24 protein-coding genes are annotated in these 18,864 nt (G+C 48.5%); 7 read left to right on the top strand and 17 right to left on the bottom strand.

What is annotated here, in order from left to right:
- Positions 1 to 64 precede the first annotated feature (64 nt).
- The 4 genes from WS_RS09565 to WS_RS09550 form a co-directional block, all read right to left on the bottom strand.
- A complete protein-coding gene (locus WS_RS09565) occupies positions 65 to 328 on the bottom strand; it encodes a hypothetical protein (protein WP_041571915.1) in 264 nt (87 codons plus the stop codon).
- The gene (locus WS_RS11020) at positions 325 to 519 is read right to left on the bottom strand and encodes a helix-turn-helix domain-containing protein (protein ID WP_011139815.1); all 195 of its coding nucleotides are present in this window, start codon (positions 517 to 519) and stop codon (positions 325 to 327) included. Before WS_RS11020 ends, WS_RS09565 begins: the two co-directional genes overlap by 4 nt.
- Before the next feature lie 97 nt (positions 520 to 616).
- A complete protein-coding gene (locus WS_RS09555; protein WP_011139814.1) occupies positions 617 to 1,282 on the bottom strand; it encodes a hypothetical protein in 666 nt (221 codons plus the stop codon).
- The gene (locus WS_RS09550; RefSeq protein ID WP_011139813.1) at positions 1,279 to 2,382 is read right to left on the bottom strand and encodes a tyrosine-type recombinase/integrase; all 1,104 of its coding nucleotides are present in this window, start codon (positions 2,380 to 2,382) and stop codon (positions 1,279 to 1,281) included. Before WS_RS09550 ends, WS_RS09555 begins: the two co-directional genes overlap by 4 nt.
- Before the next feature lie 336 nt (positions 2,383 to 2,718).
- On the opposite strand from WS_RS09550, the gene WS_RS09545 reads away from it, so the two are divergent.
- The 3 genes from WS_RS09545 to WS_RS09535 all read left to right on the top strand — a co-directional run bounded on the left by WS_RS09545 (position 2,719) and on the right by WS_RS09535 (position 4,161).
- Positions 2,719 to 3,279 (top strand): hypothetical protein, encoded by a 561-nt coding sequence (locus WS_RS09545; RefSeq protein WP_011139812.1) that lies wholly within the window; start codon positions 2,719 to 2,721, stop codon positions 3,277 to 3,279.
- 58 nt (positions 3,280 to 3,337) lie between these two features.
- Complete coding sequence (locus tag WS_RS09540; RefSeq protein WP_041571914.1) at positions 3,338 to 3,808, top strand: hypothetical protein; 471 nt, start codon at positions 3,338 to 3,340, stop codon at positions 3,806 to 3,808.
- Between the two features lie 140 nt (positions 3,809 to 3,948).
- Positions 3,949 to 4,161, top strand: a complete 213-nt coding sequence (locus WS_RS09535; RefSeq protein WP_041571913.1) for a hypothetical protein — start codon at positions 3,949 to 3,951, stop codon at positions 4,159 to 4,161.
- On the opposite strand, the gene WS_RS09530 is transcribed toward WS_RS09535, so the two are convergent.
- Together WS_RS09530 and WS_RS09525 are read right to left on the bottom strand one after the other, a co-directional pair.
- The gene (locus tag WS_RS09530) at positions 4,132 to 4,704 is read right to left on the bottom strand and encodes a TIGR04282 family arsenosugar biosynthesis glycosyltransferase (protein ID WP_158305216.1); all 573 of its coding nucleotides are present in this window, start codon (positions 4,702 to 4,704) and stop codon (positions 4,132 to 4,134) included. The two genes, WS_RS09535 and WS_RS09530, sit on opposite strands and share 30 nt — an antisense overlap.
- 12 nt (positions 4,705 to 4,716) lie before the next feature.
- Positions 4,717 to 5,241, bottom strand: coding sequence for a PAS domain-containing protein (locus WS_RS09525; protein WP_011139808.1), 525 nt, complete (start codon positions 5,239 to 5,241; stop codon positions 4,717 to 4,719).
- 166 nt (positions 5,242 to 5,407) lie between these two features.
- Here WS_RS09525 and WS_RS09520 point away from each other — a divergent pair, with 166 nt between their 5' ends.
- The 4 genes from WS_RS09520 to WS_RS09505 are packed head-to-tail and all read left to right on the top strand — an operon-like array spanning position 5,408 to position 8,743.
- A complete protein-coding gene (locus tag WS_RS09520; RefSeq protein WP_041571912.1) occupies positions 5,408 to 6,535 on the top strand; it encodes an ABC transporter permease in 1,128 nt (375 codons plus the stop codon).
- On the top strand, positions 6,532 to 7,290 hold the full coding sequence (locus tag WS_RS09515) for an ABC transporter ATP-binding protein (RefSeq protein ID WP_011139806.1): 759 nt from the start codon (positions 6,532 to 6,534) through the stop codon (positions 7,288 to 7,290). Before WS_RS09520 ends, WS_RS09515 begins: the two co-directional genes overlap by 4 nt.
- On the top strand, positions 7,275 to 8,171 hold the full coding sequence (locus WS_RS10765; RefSeq protein WP_011139805.1) for an MlaD family protein: 897 nt from the start codon (positions 7,275 to 7,277) through the stop codon (positions 8,169 to 8,171). The genes WS_RS09515 and WS_RS10765 overlap by 16 nt, the downstream gene beginning before the upstream one ends.
- Positions 8,168 to 8,743, top strand: a complete 576-nt coding sequence (locus tag WS_RS09505; protein WP_011139804.1) for an ABC-type transport auxiliary lipoprotein family protein — start codon at positions 8,168 to 8,170, stop codon at positions 8,741 to 8,743. Before WS_RS10765 ends, WS_RS09505 begins: the two co-directional genes overlap by 4 nt.
- On the opposite strand, the gene ribD is transcribed toward WS_RS09505, so the two are convergent.
- The 11 genes from ribD to WS_RS09455 are packed head-to-tail and all read right to left on the bottom strand — an operon-like array spanning position 8,740 to position 18,847.
- Positions 8,740 to 9,735, bottom strand: a complete 996-nt coding sequence (ribD, locus tag WS_RS09500; RefSeq protein ID WP_158305215.1) for a bifunctional diaminohydroxyphosphoribosylaminopyrimidine deaminase/5-amino-6-(5-phosphoribosylamino)uracil reductase RibD — start codon at positions 9,733 to 9,735, stop codon at positions 8,740 to 8,742. The two genes, WS_RS09505 and ribD, sit on opposite strands and share 4 nt — an antisense overlap.
- 43 nt (positions 9,736 to 9,778) lie before the next feature.
- Positions 9,779 to 10,207, bottom strand: a complete 429-nt coding sequence (locus WS_RS09495) for a ribosome maturation factor RimP (protein WP_011139802.1) — start codon at positions 10,205 to 10,207, stop codon at positions 9,779 to 9,781.
- A complete protein-coding gene (gene rbfA, locus WS_RS09490) occupies positions 10,204 to 10,563 on the bottom strand; it encodes a 30S ribosome-binding factor RbfA (RefSeq protein ID WP_011139801.1) in 360 nt (119 codons plus the stop codon). The genes WS_RS09495 and rbfA overlap by 4 nt, the downstream gene beginning before the upstream one ends.
- Entirely contained in the window at positions 10,563 to 13,382 is a 2,820-nt protein-coding gene (gene infB, locus WS_RS09485) for a translation initiation factor IF-2 (RefSeq protein WP_011139800.1), read from the bottom strand. Before infB ends, rbfA begins: the two co-directional genes overlap by 1 nt.
- Positions 13,360 to 13,602, bottom strand: coding sequence for a DUF448 domain-containing protein (locus WS_RS11280; RefSeq protein WP_331852778.1), 243 nt, complete (start codon positions 13,600 to 13,602; stop codon positions 13,360 to 13,362). Before WS_RS11280 ends, infB begins: the two co-directional genes overlap by 23 nt.
- 49 nt (positions 13,603 to 13,651) lie before the next feature.
- Positions 13,652 to 14,533 (bottom strand): homoserine kinase, encoded by an 882-nt coding sequence (thrB, locus tag WS_RS09480; protein WP_011139799.1) that lies wholly within the window; start codon positions 14,531 to 14,533, stop codon positions 13,652 to 13,654.
- Positions 14,534 to 14,572: 39 nt separating this feature from the next.
- Complete coding sequence (locus tag WS_RS09475) at positions 14,573 to 15,025, bottom strand: hypothetical protein (protein ID WP_041571911.1); 453 nt, start codon at positions 15,023 to 15,025, stop codon at positions 14,573 to 14,575.
- Entirely contained in the window at positions 15,018 to 15,914 is an 897-nt protein-coding gene (gene lpxC, locus WS_RS09470) for a UDP-3-O-acyl-N-acetylglucosamine deacetylase (protein WP_011139797.1), read from the bottom strand. The genes WS_RS09475 and lpxC overlap by 8 nt, the downstream gene beginning before the upstream one ends.
- Positions 15,911 to 16,516, bottom strand: coding sequence for a septum site-determining protein MinC (gene minC / locus WS_RS09465; RefSeq protein WP_011139796.1), 606 nt, complete (start codon positions 16,514 to 16,516; stop codon positions 15,911 to 15,913). Before minC ends, lpxC begins: the two co-directional genes overlap by 4 nt.
- A 1-nt stretch (position 16,517) precedes the next feature.
- Positions 16,518 to 17,897: a M23 family metallopeptidase gene (locus WS_RS09460; protein ID WP_011139795.1), complete on the bottom strand. Its 1,380-nt coding sequence runs from the start codon at positions 17,895 to 17,897 to the stop codon at positions 16,518 to 16,520.
- Positions 17,894 to 18,847, bottom strand: a complete 954-nt coding sequence (locus WS_RS09455) for a DHH family phosphoesterase (RefSeq protein ID WP_011139794.1) — start codon at positions 18,845 to 18,847, stop codon at positions 17,894 to 17,896. Before WS_RS09455 ends, WS_RS09460 begins: the two co-directional genes overlap by 4 nt.
- Positions 18,848 to 18,864 lie beyond the last annotated feature (17 nt).

The following is an 18,864-nucleotide window of genomic DNA, read 5'->3' as shown; positions in this document are numbered from 1 at the left end:
TTGCCCCTAAAAGTTGTTTTTTGGTCGTGGAATGATAATTGCTTATTTTCCAAGCAAAAGGGCTTCATTTCTGCTCTTTTACATTGCTATCCAAACTCTCTAAAACTCTTCTTGCCTGTTCCCTGTTTTTGATACGATAGAAATGCTTAAGCCCCGCTCCTTTTGGTATTGATTCAATGATAACCCCGTAGGATTCTCTTAATACTGTGGCATAGTTCGCTAACCAAGAAACGCCATAACGTCCACCGTCCGAAGCCCCTACAGTTTCGCCACTTAATAAATCTCTCAAAAATCTTCTAAGGACTGACCTTTTAAAGTAGGTACTCATAACGCCACCCCCCTTTTATGCGAGGCTATCCATGCATTAATCTCAGCCCTGTTATAGCGGATAAATTTACCAATCTTGCAAAAAGGGATTTTTGCTTCCATGCGGTATTTAGCTTGAGTGCTTTTTTTGATTTCGTACTCAGCCTCTAAGCCTGAGGGGCTTAACCATTCGTTGTGTGTGTTTTGTGCCATTTGTTTGATACTCCCATATTTTGAATTTATATGGAATTATTTCAAATGACCGTATTTGAGAGGTGTTAATAATGCGACCTATAAGGTATAAAGTATGTTAGATTAGATTAGCATATTGCAGTATGTCCAATGCGTCAATAAACTTTTTAATATGTCCGCCTCCTTTAGCGTTGTATTGTTTATTCAAGTTGTCCAAATAGTCTTTTAGTTCTTGCTTTGCGGGTGGTCGCTGTTCATAATAAAAACCTTGATTATATTCTCCACTCTTTATGTCTAGCATTGTCTCTTTGATAAAATCAAGTGTTTTTATACCATTAAGATAGTTAGGTGGGAATGTATCAAAGATATCATTAGGAATATCATCAACGCTTTTAATAACTTTGCCATCGTACTCAATGTGAAATAATTTTTCAAGAACCGTTAATGCTCTCTCAAGTGCTTTAATATCATCTTTTTTTAATAGGCTGCCTTTTTTCGTCCTTAGCTTTTTTGTTCTTTCATTGTAAAGTTCGACACCTTTTTGCAATGACAAATCTTCAAGCATTAGGGCTATTTCATATGCTTCATTCTCCCATTCCTCTCGAGGGATCTTTTGAAAAAAATTATCAAGGTGTTGAAAACATGAATTATCGGCATCACCTAGAGTTAATTCTCCACGCATTAAAGATTCTATTTCTTCGCCTTTTTCATCAACAAAATGACATTCTTGCATTATTTGCTCATAAGCATCTTTCAGTACATCACAAAAACTTTCTTTATTCATTCCACTACCTCAGCGTCTATGATTTGCCCCATCGTTGCGTTACCCTTTTTACTGCTATTGTGATAACTCAGTGATAAATACTTGTTTATCGTTGTAGCGTCTCTATGCCCTAACATACCGCTAAGAGTTATCGCCTCGGTGCCTCGTTCTGCTAAAGCACTTACTAAAACATTTCGCATATAATGGAGCGTTAATTCGGGCATGTTGAGGTGCTTCTTAAGCTTATTCATTTGTCCATCTGTATTCTCTAACATTCTACCCGTTACGGGGCTTTTAAAGACTAATCCCGTGTGGGTGTCCTGTATCTGTAAAAGTGCCTCTTTGATAAAGTGGGGTAACTCATATTTTTGTTTTTCGTTGTTTTTGGTATCTTCTATCCAATAGTAGTTATTATCTAGGTCTATGTTTTCCCATTTGAGCTTTAATATCTCGCCTTTACGCCTACCCGTGAAGCCAAAGAGAAATAAAGCCCTATAAAAAGGCTGTGAGCTGTAATAGTCATTAATGCCCTCAAATATGCGTTTAAACATCTCAGCCCCATTGATAACAATCTTTTTGGTATTGTCTTTTTTAAGTACGATAAAGCGTGTGGGGTTGTCTCTTAATGCCTTGTTTTTAATAGCAAAATCAAAGAGGGGGCGCAGTATCTCTAATGTGGTGTTTACCGTGCGTGTAGCCATTCCCTCAGCTTGTAAGTGTCTTATAATCGCCATTATGTGGTGCTCTTGTATGCTATCAAGTTTCTTTTTACCTAACGGCTCTTTTAAGTAGCGATTATAAAAGCTCTCTTTAGTAAATGTCCAACTTGTAGATTTATCGAGGGTTTGGAAATAAAGCTCCCATAATTCGTTTAACCTTGTGTTTGAAGTGATTTGAAGATTGCCCGTGTTTGCTTCTACTTTTTTTCGGTAATCAATCAGTAAAAGCTGAGCCTCTCTTTCATAGTCCTTTTTATTCCACCCAGTACGCTCTATAAGTGTTTCAACTTTGCGGTATCGTTTTCCATTCACTCTAAAATCAAATAAAAACTCTCTCATATTTTTTTTATTGACTTTGAGGTTTTGAGCTACTCTTTTATAGTCATTTAGATTAATAGCCATTTATGGGTGTCCTTTTGGGTGTCCTCTTCTTGAGAAAGATTATAAATCAAAAGGAATTAAAATAAAATTAGAATATCGTATTTATGGGGTTTTATACATCAATATAACGCTTAAGAAATGGTGTAGGGTTCGATTCCGCCTCAAGCCACCACTTCTTTTGATCTTCTTCCCCATTTTTTATAAAATTAATATCATCCATCCCCTCTACTCATCAAGCCTTTCTTAAATTTAATCAAGCTAAAAATAGATTTTGTTTGTGCCTCTGCAAGAGAACGCAAAGCTAGAAATATCTCTCTTGCAAATTAAGCTTGGTGGATGAAATAAAGGAGAAAAGAGGTGGAAAAAATAGAGCTTATTATCCAATGCGGACTCACCTACCAGCCTCTCACTATTGCCATATCACTGCTGGGAGAAAAATACGATATTCAAAAACTCCATATTGTCACGACCCATTCAGCCATGAAGGGAGCAAAAGAGGTGATGGATGCTTTTTTTGACTCTCTTGATTGCTGTATATATGGTGAGTTTGTAGAGGCTACAGGGAGTCAGAGCGACCAAGCCGAGTACGTGCTCAATCTAAGACACGCTCTAGGTCTGCTAAAGCATACGCCTATAGCCATTATAGCGAGCGGAACCAACTGGATGACATACCATTTTGCAAATGAACTTCACAAAATACCAACCTTTGTCGTTAAGACGGCAAAAGCGTTTGAGGAGAAGTCGTTTTTCCCACAAAATGAGCCTATAGCCATAGGGGGATGTGGAGGCGTGAGCATCAATGATGGAAAGACCTCTATTGTCTATCTGCAAAAACTCTATCGCGAGCGCAATGAAGAGAGATTTTTTATTTGCCTACCTAGACCCGACTTTAGGGGATTGAGACGAGAGCTTCCTTGAAAATGGGGAGAGGAGTTGATAGAATTTCATCAATGCCCCCATGAAGGAGAGCAATAGGATGAATCGCATCAAATTCGCCCTCGTGTGTATAGCCCTGCTTGTCATGTCGTTATCTGCAAATGAATCTAAAGGTTTTAGCCACGAAGAGATCTCCTCTTTTGGCTCTGGAGCCTCTTTTGTGATCAAGGGTGGTCATATGGAGATCAAACACTCTTTGATTGGCGATGCCAAAGGGAGATATGAGCTAAGAAGCTATGCCATAGAGCCACTAGAATCCAATCAATATAAAGTGGAGATTCTATTTAACAAACGAAAAGGCTCTCTTGGATATTCACACCAAGAAACTCTCTATGTGATGGATGATGGCGTGAAATTTTGGATCAAAAAAGGTGATAGGATTTATAGATACATATGGAATGAAGCGTCCAAAAATATAGAGAAAAGCCCCAATCAAACCATCATCAGAGAACTTCCAAAAAGTCTTGATGTTAGTTTTGAAAATATAAATCTATCATTCATTAGAGAATAGGGGCGCGGGGAGTGAGGAGGATTTTCACGGCCGCCCTTGTGATATTTTTGGCAAGTGGATGCGCGACTTCTGGGGAGCCGTCAAGAGAGGCTGAAGCCTCGTTTTGTGAGGGAGTTGGTGATTGTGTCGGGAAAAGCGCAATGTTTTCTCTGGCGGTGTTGGCTCTCATTGGAACTATTCCCGGAGCCGCTATAGGCTATACGGTCGAAAAGATATCTGATGGGATTAAGGGAGAGAAGAGCGAAGAGGGGGATTTAGCCAAAGAGGTTGGGACAGAGGAGAAGAACGAAAGCAATGCAAGCTCCAGCGATTGGGCTTTTGATCTAGAAGCCCGCCCTCGCGAGAGCCTCTAGTGTGTCAATATCTTCCCTCTCTTCTAGGAGCGCCACTCTCTTTCCCCGGGCTCTTTGGAGAGTCTCTTGGAGCACTAGAGAAGTGCTCCAAGGCATTGCATGGAAGAGCTCTGGCATGAATCCCTCTTGGGTGAAGGCGATGAGGTAATAGCCGCCATCTTTGGCGGGTCCGATGACGATCTCGTGATTTTGGAGCAGCTCATCGACTCGCCTAAAGAGTTCGGGCGTGAGCGTGGGGGTGTCTGAGCCAATGAGTAGCGCTTTGGAGTGATGAGAGAGAGCATCTCTTAAAGCTTGTTCCATCTTCGCCCCCAAATCTCCCTCGCCCTGCAAAGAGAGGGCGCTCTCGCCCCCCAGTGCCTCACGCATCGCTTCAAATCCCTCTAGGGGAGTGTAGGCGATCTCATAGGAGTAGCCTGATTCTTGGAGGCTTTGGTGGAGGCTTTGGAGCATCCATCGATAGAGCTCCAAAGCCGCCTCATCACCAATCTCTCTAGCGAGGCGAGTCTTGACAAAGCCTAAAATAGGGGCTTTGGCAAGCATGATGAGATGCATTTAGGTGACAGGATAGCGGCGATGGAGCCTAGCGACGAACTCTTCGTAGCTTTTGCCCTCTTGATGGAGCATCGCTTCAAGCCGCTTAGAGCTCGCCTCCATTCCCCCCTCTCTCTCAGCCTCCAAGAGGAGCGCGTAGATGGGTTCGATGGTTTTGACTGCCTCTGGGGCGGGTTTTCGCCGCATGGAGTGGTAGCCAATCACGCGACCCTTGAGATCAAAAGAGGGGGTGACATTGGCATAGACCCAATAATAAGAGCCATCTTTGGCGAGATTCTTCACATAGGCAAAGACCTCTTTCTTTTCGGCTAGGGTATCCCAAAGGAGCTTGAAGATGACGCGTGGCATATCGGGGTGGCGGATGAGGCTGTGCGGGGTGCCGATGAGCTCCCTCTCGCTATATCCCGAAACAGAGATGAAGACTTCGTTGCCATAGGTGATGATTCCCTTGGTATCGGTTTTGGAGACGATAATCTCATCAGGGCGGAATGTTTTCTCAATTGAGGTTGGGTTGGGGCGTTTCATACGCTGAATCCGTCTTTTTGGTGGATTTTTGAGCAAGCTATATTTCTATCATAGCTTTTTTTTCAAATCCTTTAAGAATTCTAAGTAGTTTTCATCCGTTTCATCTAGGTGGAGGGCTTTTTGGATACAATTTTGCATCTCAAAACTTGGAGTATGCACGCGTCCCATGAACGAAAATCTAAAACCCCCCTCCTTGGAAATCATTGAGCGCGATTTGATGTTGCGGCTCATTTTGCGGGGGCAATGGGACTATGAGCTCCCAAAAGAGCTGATTTCTCGCCTCTTTTTAGCGTGCAAGCGTGATAGTGTGCGTGTCTCTGTTTCGCTTCTTGGGGTGAGCTCGCTGGACTATTCGGCGGCGACTCTTTTGTTGGAGCTCTCCATGGCGGTCAAGAGGCGAGGGGGCGAGTGGGCGTGGGAAGGGGTCCCTCCAGCGATCGCTCCGATTCTTGGAATCGTCAAAGAATCAAAGCGCGACCTCCCCGCCCCTCCTCCTTCGCTCTCTTCCCTTTTGAGGCTAGGCGAGAAGATCAAAGAATCGCTCAAAGGCCTAGGGCGATTCGCTTCATTTCTTGGGGAGACGCTCTTTGCCATGGGGCGTTCCTTGAAAGAGAGCCGACTCATCCGCCTCAAAGCCACGCTCTACCATATCGAAGAATCAGGCATAAAAGCCGTCCCTATCATCGCCCTCACTTCCTTTTTGGTGGGAATCGTGATGGCCTATCAGGGGGCAATTCAGCTGGAGAAGTTTGGCGCTTCTATCATCGTGGTGGAGATGACGGGAATGCTCACGCTAAGAGAGCTGGGCCCCGTGATTGCTGCGATTGTAGTGGCGGGGCGTAGCGCCTCTTCTTATGCCGCGCAGATTGGGGTGATGAAGATCACCGAAGAGATTGATGCGATGAAAACGATGAATTTCAACCCCTACGCCTTTTTGGTGATTCCGCGCGTGATTGCCCTTGTGGTGGTGATGCCCTTGGTGATTTTTCTCTCCAATGTGGCGGGACTTTTGGGTGAGATGCTTATCATCAAATCCTACCTAGGAATCGGCTATCTCCAGTATATTGAGCGATTCTATGAGATGGTGGAGATTCGCCATCTTTGGGTGGGGCTCATCAAGGCACCCTTTTATGGAGCGATTATCGCGCTAATTGGCTGTTTTCGGGGCTTCCAAATCACAGGAAGCACAGAGAGCGTAGGGCGCTACACGACCATTAGCGTGGTGAATGCGATTTTTTGGGTGATCGCGCTCAATGCGATGTTTTCGATCATCTTCACGGAGTATAGGTTATGAATCTCATCGAAGTGGAGCACCTCTGCACTCATTACGAGGGGAGGGCGATTCACGAGGATATTTCACTCACGATCCGCCAAGGTGAGATTTATGGGCTTTTAGGGGGGAGTGGGAGTGGCAAATCGACCCTCATGCGCTCGATGATTCTGCTTAAACGACCCACTTCGGGTGTGGTGAGAATCCATGGAGAGGATATATGGGCGCTTCCTTTGGAGAGGCAGGCAAAACTTCGACTCTCTTGGGGGGTGCTTTTTCAGTTTGGGGCGCTCTTCTCTTCGCTGAGTGTCCTAGAAAATGTCTCAATTCTCCTTAAAGAGTACTCCTCATACCCCAAAGAGGTGATTGAAAGCGTGGCGATGATGTGGATTGATCGAGTGGGGTTGCCACCTCATGCCGCGCGCCTCTACCCCTCAGAGCTTAGTGGAGGGATGAAGAAGCGAGCGGCTTTGGCGAGGGCTTTGGCGCTCAGTCCTGAAGTGCTCTTTTTGGATGAGCCCACCAGCGGGCTTGATCCCAATAGTGCGGAGAAGTTTGATCGGCTGATTTTGGAGCTTCGCGACACGCTTGGCATCACGGTGGTGATGGTGACGCACGACCTTGACACCGTCATGGATGCGATGGATCGCTTCGTGATTCTCCATGATTGCAAGGTGCTTATGGAGGGGACGCTAGAGGAACTCAAGCAGAGGGATTTCCCTGAGCTGAAAAATTTTTATAAGACCAATCGAGGAGGCAAGCTGTGGAGAACCGTTTGAGTTATACGCTAGTGGGGGGCTTTTTTATCGCTTGCATGGTGGCGATGGCGCTCTTTGTCTGGTGGATTGGTCGCTATGGCGAGGATAGGGAGGCCTATCGCCCCTACTATCTTTTGACCAAGGAGCTTCAAAGCGGGATAAAAAAGCAGACCCCTGTTCGATTTCAAGGGATTCCCGTGGGGTTTGTGAGGGGGTTTGATTTCTCCAAGGAGCACTCAGGATGGATTGAGATTGAGCTTTGGGTGGAGCAAGAGATTCCTATCAAGCGCGACTCTTTGGCGGTGATCGAATCGCAGGGATTGAGCGGAATCAGCTACATTGCCATCAAGCAAGGGAGTGAAGATTCCCCTCTTTTTGGAAGAGATGAAAAGGCGATTCTAAACCTTGGCGAGACACTCGTGGAGAAGATCGGCGGGAGGGCGGATATGATTTCACAAGACTTAAGCGTCACGCTGGGTCGAATCAATGCGCTTTTGGAGGAGAAGAATCTCCAAAAGATCGCCTCGATTCTAGAGAGCACCGATAGGGTTATGCTCCACCTCGCCCAAGGCACCCAAAAGCTTGAAAGTGCGATGGAGGCGGGAGCGCTTATGATGAATGCCACCCAAAAAACACTCGGAGGAGTCGATGAGACGCTAAGAATCGCCCAAGAAGAGCTGCGAGGGGCGGGCGAACTAAGGAGTGCGATACAGAGGCGAATCGAGGGGGGTGAATATGATCTCCGCAGCGCTCTGGTTCCATGGATGGTGCAGAGTGAGGAGCTAATGCTAGAGCTGCACTCCACCCTCAAAGAGAGCCGTGGCGTGATGCAAGAGTGGCGCGCTTCGCCCTATCGATTCCTCTTTAGCGAAACGATTTCACCTAAAGGACCCGGAGAATGAGAAAGATTCGACACTTAAGCCTTTGGCTTGCCCCTCTGCTTTTGGGCGGATGTCTCGCCAAAGAGGCCCAAGCTCCCAAACTCTATGAGCTCACTTATAAGCCAAGCGCTCCCCAGTCAAGCTGTGCGTCCAAAAAGCGCCTAGGAATCGCCACTCCAAGCGCCTTGGGAAAGGTTGATCGCGTGGAGATTCCCTATAATGAAGGCTCTAGGGTGGGCTACTATGTGGAGCATCGCTGGGTCGATCTTCCCTCCTCTATGCTTCAAAAGCTGCTTTTAGATGCGCTTAGCTCTTCATGCTTTGAGCCCTTCTTGCCTCCATTTAGCGCTGTTTTGCCTCCCCTGGTACTTCAGAGCAAGATATTGACCCTTGAGGTGAGACTTAGGCCTGAAGGCGGGGCTGTGGCTGTGGCGGAGGTGGCTTTTTCTTTGGCGGGTGAGAAGTCTCACTCTTGGGTGATACGCCACCAAGAGCCCTTGGAAAGAATCGAGGCTAGTTTGGCGATTGAGGCGATGAATCGGGCGCTCAATAAAGTGGTGCAGGAGCTTGATGAGAGGCTTGGAGCCATCTAAAGTCGCCCTTTGGCATACCAAGCCACAAGGTCCTCTTCGATCGGGTGAGAGTGAAGGAGCGAGAGGGGGACTCTAGAGGCAAGTGAGACCTCGCCTCTTTCAAGCGAAGGAGCGATGTAGCTCAAAAAGGCGTCCATCGAATCAAAGAGCGTTTCAAAGAGCTCCGCTCCTCCTTCGGCCATCACGCAGCGATAATCCAAGAGCGCTTCAAGGTTACTAGAGACTCGCACGCGCCGATGAGGAACGCTAAAGAGCCGAAGAGAGCGGGGGAAGCGCTCAGGGGAGCGTGTGAGAATCAGCACATCGGGCGCTCTCCCCTCTATAAGCCTGGCATCAAGCCATGGATTGTCGGCTCTAGCGGTTTTCCCTGATATGACCAAGAGGTCGATTCGGTCTCTTAGGGCGTGCACATGAGCTCTAGATGAAGAGGAGCTGATGATTCCCGGGGAGAGGGTTCCATTGAGCCGTTGTGCCCATTTGAAGAATCGAAAATAGCCCTGTTTTTGGAGTCTCTCAAAGGGGAGGAGAAGCTTGTGGCACGCCTCCTCTTTGATTCCTGTATGCACGGCAATTCCCGCTTCTTTGAGCCTATCTATCCCTCCGCTAGCCTTGGGATTGGGGTCTCTTTTCCCGATGATGACGCTTTTGGGTTTAAGTCTAGCCAGAAGCTCTGAGCAAGGAGGGGTTTGGCCGTAGTGGTTGCAGGGCTCAAGCGTCACATAGAGGGTGCAATGGCGGAATATTCCTTGGGAATGAGCAAGAAGGTAGTCGTGGATTTGGCTGGAGTCATGAAGCGCGAGGATGTCAGCGTTGCCGCTTAGGCGGGCGTAGCCCTCTTGGAGTGCGAGCACTTCAGCGTGCGGTGATCCCGCCCTCTGGTGGGCGGCGATAGAGAGAATCTCCCCGTGCTCGCCTAAAAGCAGGGCTCCCACGGCGGGGTTGGGGAGGGTGAGGCCTTGGTATTTCCACGCCTCTTGCAGGGCCAGCTCCATATAAAACTCATGGAGACCTTCCCCTAAAAGGAGCGACATGGGGCTACCAGCGGTAGAAAGTTTGGGCTTTTTTGATGAGGGAGTAGGGGATGGGCTCTTCTCCTTTGAGCTTCACGCTCGTCTCATCGGCGGCTTCAATCTCTCCCTCAATCTCATTTTTATCGGCAAACTTGATTCTAGCAAGCTCGCCTAGGGCGTGCTGATAGTGGGCAGGGCGCTTGAGGGGGCGCTCGATACCCGGTGAGCTCACCTCTAGAAAATATTCTCCCGCCAAAGGGTCTTCAACATCAAGCAAAGGAGAGATAAGATCGCTCACCATGGCGCAGTCATCGAGGCTCACGCCCACCTCTTTGGTGATATAAAGGCGTAAAATCGATCGTTCATTCTCTTTGAGAAGCAACAGATCGTAGAGATTGCAGCCGCACGATTGGACTAGTTTTTCAATCTTTTCTTGGGTGGAGTGTCCAATCATGACTCTCTCTCCTTTTTGAGTTGTTCAAATATGGCATCTAGGCGGTTGGCCTTGTCGGTGGAATCGTCAAAGTTAAAATGGAAACGAGGGCACTTAAACCACCCTGTTGCACTTAAACAGTGATCTCGAATAGTCCCCTCAGCCAAACGGAGCTGTCGCAAGATCTCGCGCTTCTCTTCGGGTGTGGCAAAGGGGGCATCCAAATAGACTTCGGCGTGATATTTGCCCTTGGAGCAGTCCACTTCGACCACGCCTAGGGAGTTAAGCCTCGTGTCAGAGAGGGTGGAGAGCGCTTCGGGAATCACCTCTTTTAGAAGCGATTCGGTGCGCTGGAGTTTGACGCTTTTCTCTTTCATTAGAGCTTTCTGGCTTTTTCAACTTCTTTATAGGTCTCAAAGACATCGCCCACTTGGACATCATTGAAGCCCTCTAGCATGATTCCGCACTCATAACCTTTGGATACCTCTCTAGCGTCATCTTTGAAGCGCTTGAGTGAAGCAATATTGCCCGTGAAGACCACGACGCCATTGCGGATGAGTCGCACTTTGATTCCTCTTTGGATGGAGCCATCCGTGACAAGGCATCCCGCAATCGTGCCCACTTTGGCGATAGTGAAGGTCTCTCTGACCTCGGCTTGGCCAGTGTTTTCCTCTTCGAGCACGGGTGACATCATGCCCCCTAGAACAGCTCTGACATCATCAAGCAGGGCGTAGATGATAGAGTAGGTTTTCACCTCTACGCCAAGCTCCTTGGCACGATTCTTGACACTTCCGGTGGGTCGGACATTGAATCCTAGAATGACGCTATTATCGCTCGCTCCTGCCAAAACCACATCGCTCTCCGTGATTCCTCCGACACCTGCATGAATGATGTTGATCTTCACCTCTTCGTTGCGGAGTTTTTCTAGGCTTCCTCGAATCGCTTCTAGGCTACCTTGAGTGTCGGCTTTGATAATCACAGGCAAGCTCTTGAGTTGACCCTCAGCCACCATGGCGCTAAGCTCATCAAAAGAGACTTTAGTGGAGCGACTGAGCTCTTTTTGGCGTAGATAGAGGGCGCGTTTTTCGGCGTACTCTCTGGCAATCGAATCGTTCTCCACAGAGACAAGAACAGCTCCTGCCATAGGGGTTTCGCTGAGTCCAGTCACCACGGCCACTTCAGAGGGTCCGATGCTCTGGATGTTTTTGCCACAATCATCAATGAGGGCTCGAACACGACCATAGGCGGTGTCAGCCACGATGCTATCACCCACTTTGAGGGTTCCGCTTTGGACGATCACGGTGGCCACAGGTCCTTTGCCCTTCTCTAGGCTACTCTCAATAACGACGGCCTTGGCGGCTTTTTCGGGGTTGGCTTTGAGCTCAAGAAGCTCTGATTGCACCAAAATGGTCTCAAGGAGATGGTCGATTCCCTCGCCTGTCTTGGCTGAGATATGGACAAACTCATACTCGCCTCCCCACTCTAAAGGAGAGTAGCCAAGATCGGCTGCTTCGGCTTTGACTTTGTCAGGGTTGGCGTCAGGCTTATCGACCTTGTTGAGTGCAATGATGATGGGCACATTGGCTGCTTTGGCGTGGTTGAGCGCTTCGATGGTCTGCTGTTTTACGCCATCATCAGCGGCAATGACGATGATAACAATATCCGTCACCTCAGCCCCTCTGGCTCGCATCTCGGTGAAAGCCTCATGCCCGGGGGTGTCAATAAAGGAGATCTTCTTGCCATCTTTTTCAACCGTGTAGGCGCCAATATGCTGAGTGATTCCCCCTGCTTCGCCCGCGGCCACTTTGGTGTTTCGAATCTTATCAAGAAGCGAGGTCTTTCCGTGGTCAACGTGACCCATGATAGTGACTACAGGAGGTCGCTCCTCTAGCCCTTCTTCATCCTCATCTTCCTCCTCTTCGCTTGTGTACTCAAGCGCTTCAGAGGTGTTTTTAATCACCACATCTAGCTCTAGCTCTTCGGCTAAAATCTCGATGGAATCGCGATCAAGAAAGTCATTTTTGGTGATCATGAGCCCAAGGTTAAAGAGAACTTTGATCACTTCACCGATGCTCTTGCCTGTCTTTTCGGCAAACTCATAGGCTCGAATCTCTTCGGGAATCTCAATGGTGCCGCTAATAGACTCTTTATCGGCCACAGTCTGAGGTCGGCGCTTGCGTCTTTTCACACGACGAATCCCTTGATCAAGGAAGGGGGTTTTTCGTTGAACCTTGATGCGATCAGTGTCCACTTTTTTCGCGACTTCATCCTCTTTGTTGATGTCATCGCGGATGGTGAGATCAAAAAGGACAATCTCTTCTTGTTCATCATCAAAACTACTCACCGTTTCTAGGGCTCTATCCCCTAGAAGATCGATCTTTTGTTCGTTTTTCTTGGTGGGGGCGGGGAGGGGCTTTTTCTTCTCTTTTTTCTTTTTGCGTGCTAGAGCCGCTTCGCTCTCATCGCTCTCCCCAAGGAGAGATTGAAGGGTTTTGAGACCCGCTGTTCTTGAGGGAGTTCTAGCCTCCTCCAAGGAGGGTCGATCAGCTTTAGGCGCAGGCTCTTCGCTTCGCTTTTTGACAATTCTTAGCCCCACACGCTTTTGCACGGTGGCTTGAGCCAGGGTCTCTTTTTTCTCTTCACTCTCTTGGATCTCTGCATCGGTTTGGGTTGCTAGGGTCGTCGCCACAATGGTCTCTTTGGTTTCAGTTTTTTCTTGGGGGAGGGGATTGGAATCGCTTAAAGTTTCAGAAGCACTCTCCAAGGAGGGTTCGATGCTCACGAGCTCTTCTTTGGGGGGTTCTTGCTCGAGAGTCTTGGGAGTGACTTTAACGCTCTCCTTGGGAATCTCAGCCTCAAAAGCCTCCTCTTTAGGGGATTCTGGTAGGCTTTCTGGAGCTTCTTTAACGCTCTCTTTGACCTCTTTTTGAGGCTCTTCCTTGGGCTCCATTTGAGATTCCTCTTGGGGGGCAGGGGAGATTTCTTCTTCCTTGGGCATAGGAGCGGCAGGAGCGGCGGGTTTTAGCCGTGAGCTTTTGCCCGTGAGAATGTAGTTGACGAGCTCGGCGGCCTCCTCTTGGGGGAGGGCACTTGAGGCGGTCTTGAGATCAAGGTCAAGATCCTTGGCTTTATCGATGATCTCTTTGCTTTTGATGCCTAGCTCGAGGGCAATTTCATGGACACGGACTTTTTGCATTATGGGCAATCTCCTTTAGGCTATTCCGAATAGTTTCTTTTTCTTTTTTGTCGATTTTTCCGACTCGGCAGAGGGAATCTAAGACTTTTTCTTGTTCGATGCAACCCTTGCAAAGGTAGAAACTTCTTCCGCTTCCGGTGTAGGGGATAAGGGAGTTTTGGATGTATTGTAGCCGCAGTAGGTCATGCTTGCTAAATCTGCCTTTGCAATGAACACACATTCTGATGGGGTATGACATATCCGTCCATTATACCAAAAAGGAACTTAAATCAATCATCCCTCACAACGCCCTTGTTGTCGAATTTTAGCTCCAAAACTCTGAACTTGGGGAAGCGATCTTGGAGCTTTTGGGCGAGGCTTGGGGCGTCCTCTTTGAGGCAGAGATTGAAAAATGAGGAGCCACTTCCTGAGAGCGTGCTCATGAGCGCTCCCTCTTTGAGCGCGGTGTGTTGAACCTCAAAAAGGGCGGGGAATTGCTTCATGCGGATCTCTTGATGGAATCGATCTCGGCTCGCCTCTCTCAATAGATCCCATCGCTCGCTAAAAAAGGCAGCCGTTAGAAGCGAGCTACGGCTTAAATTGAAGACCGAATCGCGCATCGAGTAGCGCTTAGGAAGGGTTTGGCGCGAGTAGGAGGTGGAGGTGGGGCGATGGGGAATCACCACGACTGCTTTGATGGAATCAGGAAGAGGCTTTTGGATATAAAAGACCGAATTTTCACGCGTGGTCGCGACAGTGAAGCCACCCACACAGGCAGGCGTGATGTTATCAGGGTGGCTCTCATAGGCTAGAGCTAGAGAGAGAATCTCCTCTGGAGTGGCCTTTTTTTGAGCCATCATAAATGCAGCGCTGATGGCGCCGATAATGACCGCAGAGCTACTCCCTAGGCCTCTAGAGATGGGGATTTGGTTGTGAAATTGAAAGCGGAAATTGGTGCGCTCCTCGGTGAGTTTGGCGAAAGTCTCTTGGAAAATACGCACGAAGATGTTGTCCACGCGGAGCTTTGGATTCTTTGAGCCCTCTCCTCTAATCTGAATACTAGAGAGACTGGAGGGCTTAATGGAGAATCGATTCTTGAGCTCCAAAGCTAGCCCAAGAGTGTCAAACCCTGGGCCTAGATTGGCGCTGGTGGCTGGCACGCTAATGGTCACACATCTTCCTTGATTTCGATTTAGAGGCGCTATTATACTCTAAAGTGGGGGTAAAACATAAAGCGGCTCAGGCGCTAAAGAAAAGAGCGAATCCTCTAAAACCAAGGGGAGCTTCCATGGGGTTAAAGGGGGAGGGGGGGGGAGACGGATAACCTTGATTTCTCCATCCTCTTTGATAAAGTAGGAATCGCCATAGGCTTTGATGGGCGCCCCCCCATTAAAGGCAAAACTGTCTGTGCCATAGAGGGGAATTTTGAGCGCGATGGAGAGGGTTCTTAAAAAGAGATGGGTGAGCTTAATGGCCGTGAAGCTTCCAGGACCTTGGAGATGGTAGAGGGCGCTAAGCTCATAATGCTCCAAAATCTCCTCCAAAAGAGGATAGAGCTCTTCGCCCACTCTTCCTTGGCGCTCAAAGGTTTGGATCAATTTTTTCTCTTGGTAAATTCCCGCTTGCAAGGGAGAATCGACAGAGAAGAGGAGGAGCTCATTCACCCGTAGCGTACACCTTTTCGATCTCTATAGCTTCTGCCTCATCCTCTAGGGAGACGATCTCATAGGATTCCTCCTCTTTGAGAAGCTCTTTGGTGAGGAGATGATTGAGCTTGTGGCTACCCGCGTAAGAGACATAGGTGCCAATGAGGGGAATCCCAAGAAGCGCCATGTCTCCGATGGCATCTAGAATCTTGTGGCGCACAAACTCTTCTTTGTAGCGCAACCCCTCTTTGTTGAGGATTCCCGTCTCATCCAGCACGATGGCGTTCGCCAGTGAGCCTCCAAGGGCTAAGCCTTTGCTTCGGAGGTATTGCACCTCATGGACAAAACCAAAGGTGCGTGCTCTAGCGATCTCCTCTTTGTAGGCCTTGGTGGAGAAAGTGAAGCGATAGGATTGCTCGCGGATGGCAGGATGGTCAAACTCGATGGAGAAATCAAAGAGACTCACCTCACTGGGCTCGACTCGAACAAATTTCTCTCCATCTTTGACTTCGATGGGGCTTTTGATCTTGATGGCGCGCTTGGGGGCGTTTTGGCTCACGATTCCCGCCTCATCCAAAAGCATACAAAAGCCGATGCTGCTTCCATCCATGATGGGCGCCTCTTCATTGTCTAAAGAGATTTTGAGATTGTCGATACCATAGGCATAGATGGCGGAGAGGAGGTGCTCAATCGTAGAGATTTTGGCGCCCTCTTTGCCAATGACTGTGGCCATGGTGGTGTCGATCACATTTTTGGGCTCAAGAGGGATGCTCACTCCAAGGTCGCGCCTAAAAAAGACCAAACCGCTATTTTCGGGAAGGGGCTCTAGGACAAGATGGACAGGGACACCCTTGTGAAGACCGATGCCGACGATCTCCACCGCTTTGCCGATGGTCTTTTGTTTCATACAATCTCCTTGATACTCACTCGCCCCTCTTCCAAGAAAACCTGCTTGAGCGATCCATGAAACAGGGATGGATCAAGAATCTCACCTCCAAAGAGCACGCTTCCTTGGCCGATCTTCCCTAAAATCATATATTCGCCCTCGCACTCAATCGCCCCATGAATCTCGCCAAAGACTTGGACATTTCCCTCAGCTCGGATAATCGCCCCGCTGTTGATGCGACCAAAAATGGTGACATCGCCAGAAGCGACGATCTCCTCGCCACTGCGGATGGTTCGGCGGAGACAGAGCGTGGAAGAGCGGGAGTGCTCTTTGGAGCCCGATTCTTCTAGGGGAGCGGGGGAGAGAGTGGGAGTTGTGATATTTTTGGAGGGAATCTCCCCTGAAGATTCTCGGCTCTTTAGGGGCAATTGTATCGAAGAATCGAGAAAATTGAGTCCCTCGCTTTGCAAAAAAGCTCTCACCTCTTCATCTAGAGCACCTTTGAAAATGAGCATGAAGCCCCTAAGGAGCACGGCATTTTTTTGGATGTAGGAGATGAGATCCTCTTTGGGGGTCTCCTCAAATTCAAAAACGCGAAGGTTTTTCTGTTTGGCCTGCACCATGTTAGTTGCCTTGGGAATCGATGAGGGTTCTAGCGCTCTTGATCACATCGGTGATGCTCTCTTTAATCCACTTGGCATCCATCCACTCCACGCAGCTCACCTCTTGGCCTTGGACGATGATCCCAAAATGGAGGTGATCTCCTAGGGCAAGCCCCGTCATGCCCGTTTTACCAATAACGCTATTTTGGGCAATCGTATCCCCTTTTTGGACATGAATCTCTGACATATGCGCATAGAGAGTCATAAGCCCTAGCCCATGATCCACCATGACCACATTGCCATAGATTCCCAAAAATCCAGTGAAGACGATTCGTCCAGCATTGGTGGAGACGATAGGGGCGTTTTGGACGCTAGCAAGGTCAAGTCCCATATGGTAGGACTCGCTGGCAAACTGCCCTGCGTAGTTAAAGATTCGATGATCGCCAAAGCTCGCCACTGCCGCGCCATTGCGCAGAGGATAGAAGGGGATGAGGGAGAATTCATGTGCAGGCAAGATGGCTAGATTGGCCTGACCCACCTTGGAGATGACGCTCTCATTGCTTAGGCGAATCTCTTCGTTGATGTATTTGAACATCTCCACCTTGCTCTTAAAAGAGACCAAAGGACGCTCCCCAATCTCCTCAATAAGAGAGGAGATCTTGCCATCAATGAAGTCATCTTTGAGCTGGAGATTGGATTGGCGATAGTTTTTTTGAACCTTAAAGAGATTCACATTGGTGATGGCCATGTTGCCCGCCATGTCTATCGCTGTGATTTTGGCGTTGAAGTCGTTATTGGTGATAGGCCAAGTGATGAGCGAGGCGTAGTAGCCCTTTTTATAGAAAGGCTGAGGCTTGAAACTCTCTGAGCCATTAGAGACTTCCACTCTATCAAGGAACTCATCCTCGGCCTTGAAAACCACGAGCGCCGTTCCTCCTTTGGTGATCTTGTAGGAGTGGGCCACAAGCTGAAGCATAGGGCGTTTGGTGTCAATCACGGCGGTGATCTTTTTCTTGGCGGTGTTGCCTGCGAAGAAGCTCCAATTGCTTGAATCGGTGGCTTCGATCTCAAACTCCAAAAGTCGTTCGCGATTGAACATCACATTCTTGGGGGGATGAAGCTCAAAAGAGACCTCAGGAAGGTGTTTTTCTAGTGTCATATTCTCTAGAAGCGTCTTGGTGCCATCTTTGAGGAGGTAGATTCGATAGTTTCTCAAGCCGCTGTCATCCACGATGCGAATCTTGAGGGGATCTTTAAGATTCCAAAAGAGCTCACTAGGGGAATCGATTACAGGAGGATTTTGCTCGAATGCCTTAGAGTTGTAGAGGAGAAAAGCTCCTAAAATCAGCGCTCCAAAAAAGAGGAGATAGAGAAATGAGGAGAATTTAGAAGATGAGTTCATGATAGCCTTTCTTTGCAGAGGTCAAGCGCCTCTTGCAGGGTCTTTTCTAGGGTGGAGTGAGAGGAGATATAGCCTGCGGCATAGGGGTGTCCGCCCCCGCCAAGCTTGGCGGCAATGTCGTTGCAAGGGTGGGGAGCTTGGCTTCTTAGTGAGACTTTGAAGCGCTTGGGGGCAATCTCGTAGGCAAAAATGCCCATGCGAACCGTGGAGAGGGAGAGGGGGTAGTCAGCCATTCCCTCTAGCATGTGAACGCCTCCGCCTAAACTTTGGAAATCCTCCTCTAGCAGGTAGCTAGAGGCAAGTGTCGCGTCATGGTGAAGCGCAAGGCGCGAGAGGATTCGCTCTAGCAAGCGGATTTTGGCTAGGGGCTCTGAGCGTGTGAGCGAGTCATTGATCTTGGCAGGCTCAACGCCTGATTCCATCAAGTCGCCACAGAGCCTGAAGAGCTCCGCATCGATTCGATCGTTTTTGAAGAAGTTTGAATCGGTCAAAATAGCGGCGTAGATGGCCTCAGATTCGGGCTTATTGAGCCTATCTTGAGCCTTTAAAAAAGAGGCAAGGACGACGCCTGTGGCGACCTTGGAAGAATCGACAATATTGACATCCCCAAAGCGTGAGTTGCTCTCGTGGTGATCAATGTTGAGCACCCATGGACGCTCCTCTTCCCAAGGTGCACCCGTGCGCGCTGGATTGGCGCAATCAAGGAAAATCCACGCATCGGCATTGGCGGGCACCTTGTCGCTGAAATTCTGCGATTCTCTTAAAAATCGAAGCTCTAGAGGAATCCTCGAAGCATCAAGATTGAAAAGATAGCTCTTTTTGCCTAATCGAGTGAGACGATGATGCATCGCGAGGGCACTGCCAATGGCATCCCCATCGGGCTTTTGGTGAGTGATGATAACGATCTTTTTGAAGGATAGAATCCTCTCCCAAACTTGAGCGTAATCCAAAGAAATCCCCCGTTAAA

Source organism: Wolinella succinogenes DSM 1740 (assembly GCF_000196135.1).
GTDB classification, from domain to species: Bacteria; Campylobacterota; Campylobacteria; order Campylobacterales; family Helicobacteraceae; genus Wolinella; species Wolinella succinogenes.
Note: the sequence above shows the minus strand (reverse complement) of the source record. Positions and strands in the feature narration are given on the sequence as shown.

Bases quoted from the DNA above. Each gene is read 5' to 3' on its own strand.
- WS_RS09565 (WP_041571915.1), bottom strand. From the start codon at position 328: ATGAGTACCTACTTTAAAAGGTCAGTCCTTAGAAGATTTTTGAGAGAT.
- WS_RS11020 (WP_011139815.1), bottom strand. From the start codon at position 519: ATGGCACAAAACACACACAACGAATGGTTAAGCCCCTCAGGCTTAGAG.
- WS_RS09555 (WP_011139814.1), bottom strand. From the start codon at position 1,282: ATGAATAAAGAAAGTTTTTGTGATGTACTGAAAGATGCTTATGAGCAA.
- WS_RS09550 (WP_011139813.1), bottom strand. From the start codon at position 2,382: ATGGCTATTAATCTAAATGACTATAAAAGAGTAGCTCAAAACCTCAAA.
- WS_RS09540 (WP_041571914.1), top strand. From the start codon at position 3,338: ATGAATCGCATCAAATTCGCCCTCGTGTGTATAGCCCTGCTTGTCATG.
- WS_RS09535 (WP_041571913.1), top strand. From the start codon at position 3,949: ATGTTTTCTCTGGCGGTGTTGGCTCTCATTGGAACTATTCCCGGAGCC.
- WS_RS09530 (WP_158305216.1), bottom strand. From the start codon at position 4,704: ATGCTTGCCAAAGCCCCTATTTTAGGCTTTGTCAAGACTCGCCTCGCT.
- WS_RS09525 (WP_011139808.1), bottom strand. From the start codon at position 5,241: ATGAAACGCCCCAACCCAACCTCAATTGAGAAAACATTCCGCCCTGAT.
- WS_RS09520 (WP_041571912.1), top strand. From the start codon at position 5,408: ATGAACGAAAATCTAAAACCCCCCTCCTTGGAAATCATTGAGCGCGAT.
- WS_RS09515 (WP_011139806.1), top strand. From the start codon at position 6,532: ATGAATCTCATCGAAGTGGAGCACCTCTGCACTCATTACGAGGGGAGG.
- WS_RS09505 (WP_011139804.1), top strand. From the start codon at position 8,168: ATGAGAAAGATTCGACACTTAAGCCTTTGGCTTGCCCCTCTGCTTTTG.
- ribD (WP_158305215.1), bottom strand. From the start codon at position 9,735: ATGGAGCTGGCCCTGCAAGAGGCGTGGAAATACCAAGGCCTCACCCTC.
- WS_RS09495 (WP_011139802.1), bottom strand. From the start codon at position 10,207: ATGATTGGACACTCCACCCAAGAAAAGATTGAAAAACTAGTCCAATCG.
- rbfA (WP_011139801.1), bottom strand. From the start codon at position 10,563: ATGAAAGAGAAAAGCGTCAAACTCCAGCGCACCGAATCGCTTCTAAAA.
- infB (WP_011139800.1), bottom strand. From the start codon at position 13,382: ATGCAAAAAGTCCGTGTCCATGAAATTGCCCTCGAGCTAGGCATCAAA.
- WS_RS11280 (WP_331852778.1), bottom strand. From the start codon at position 13,602: ATGTGTGTTCATTGCAAAGGCAGATTTAGCAAGCATGACCTACTGCGG.
- lpxC (WP_011139797.1), bottom strand. From the start codon at position 15,914: ATGAAACAAAAGACCATCGGCAAAGCGGTGGAGATCGTCGGCATCGGT.
- minC (WP_011139796.1), bottom strand. From the start codon at position 16,516: ATGGTGCAGGCCAAACAGAAAAACCTTCGCGTTTTTGAATTTGAGGAG.
- WS_RS09460 (WP_011139795.1), bottom strand. From the start codon at position 17,897: ATGAACTCATCTTCTAAATTCTCCTCATTTCTCTATCTCCTCTTTTTT.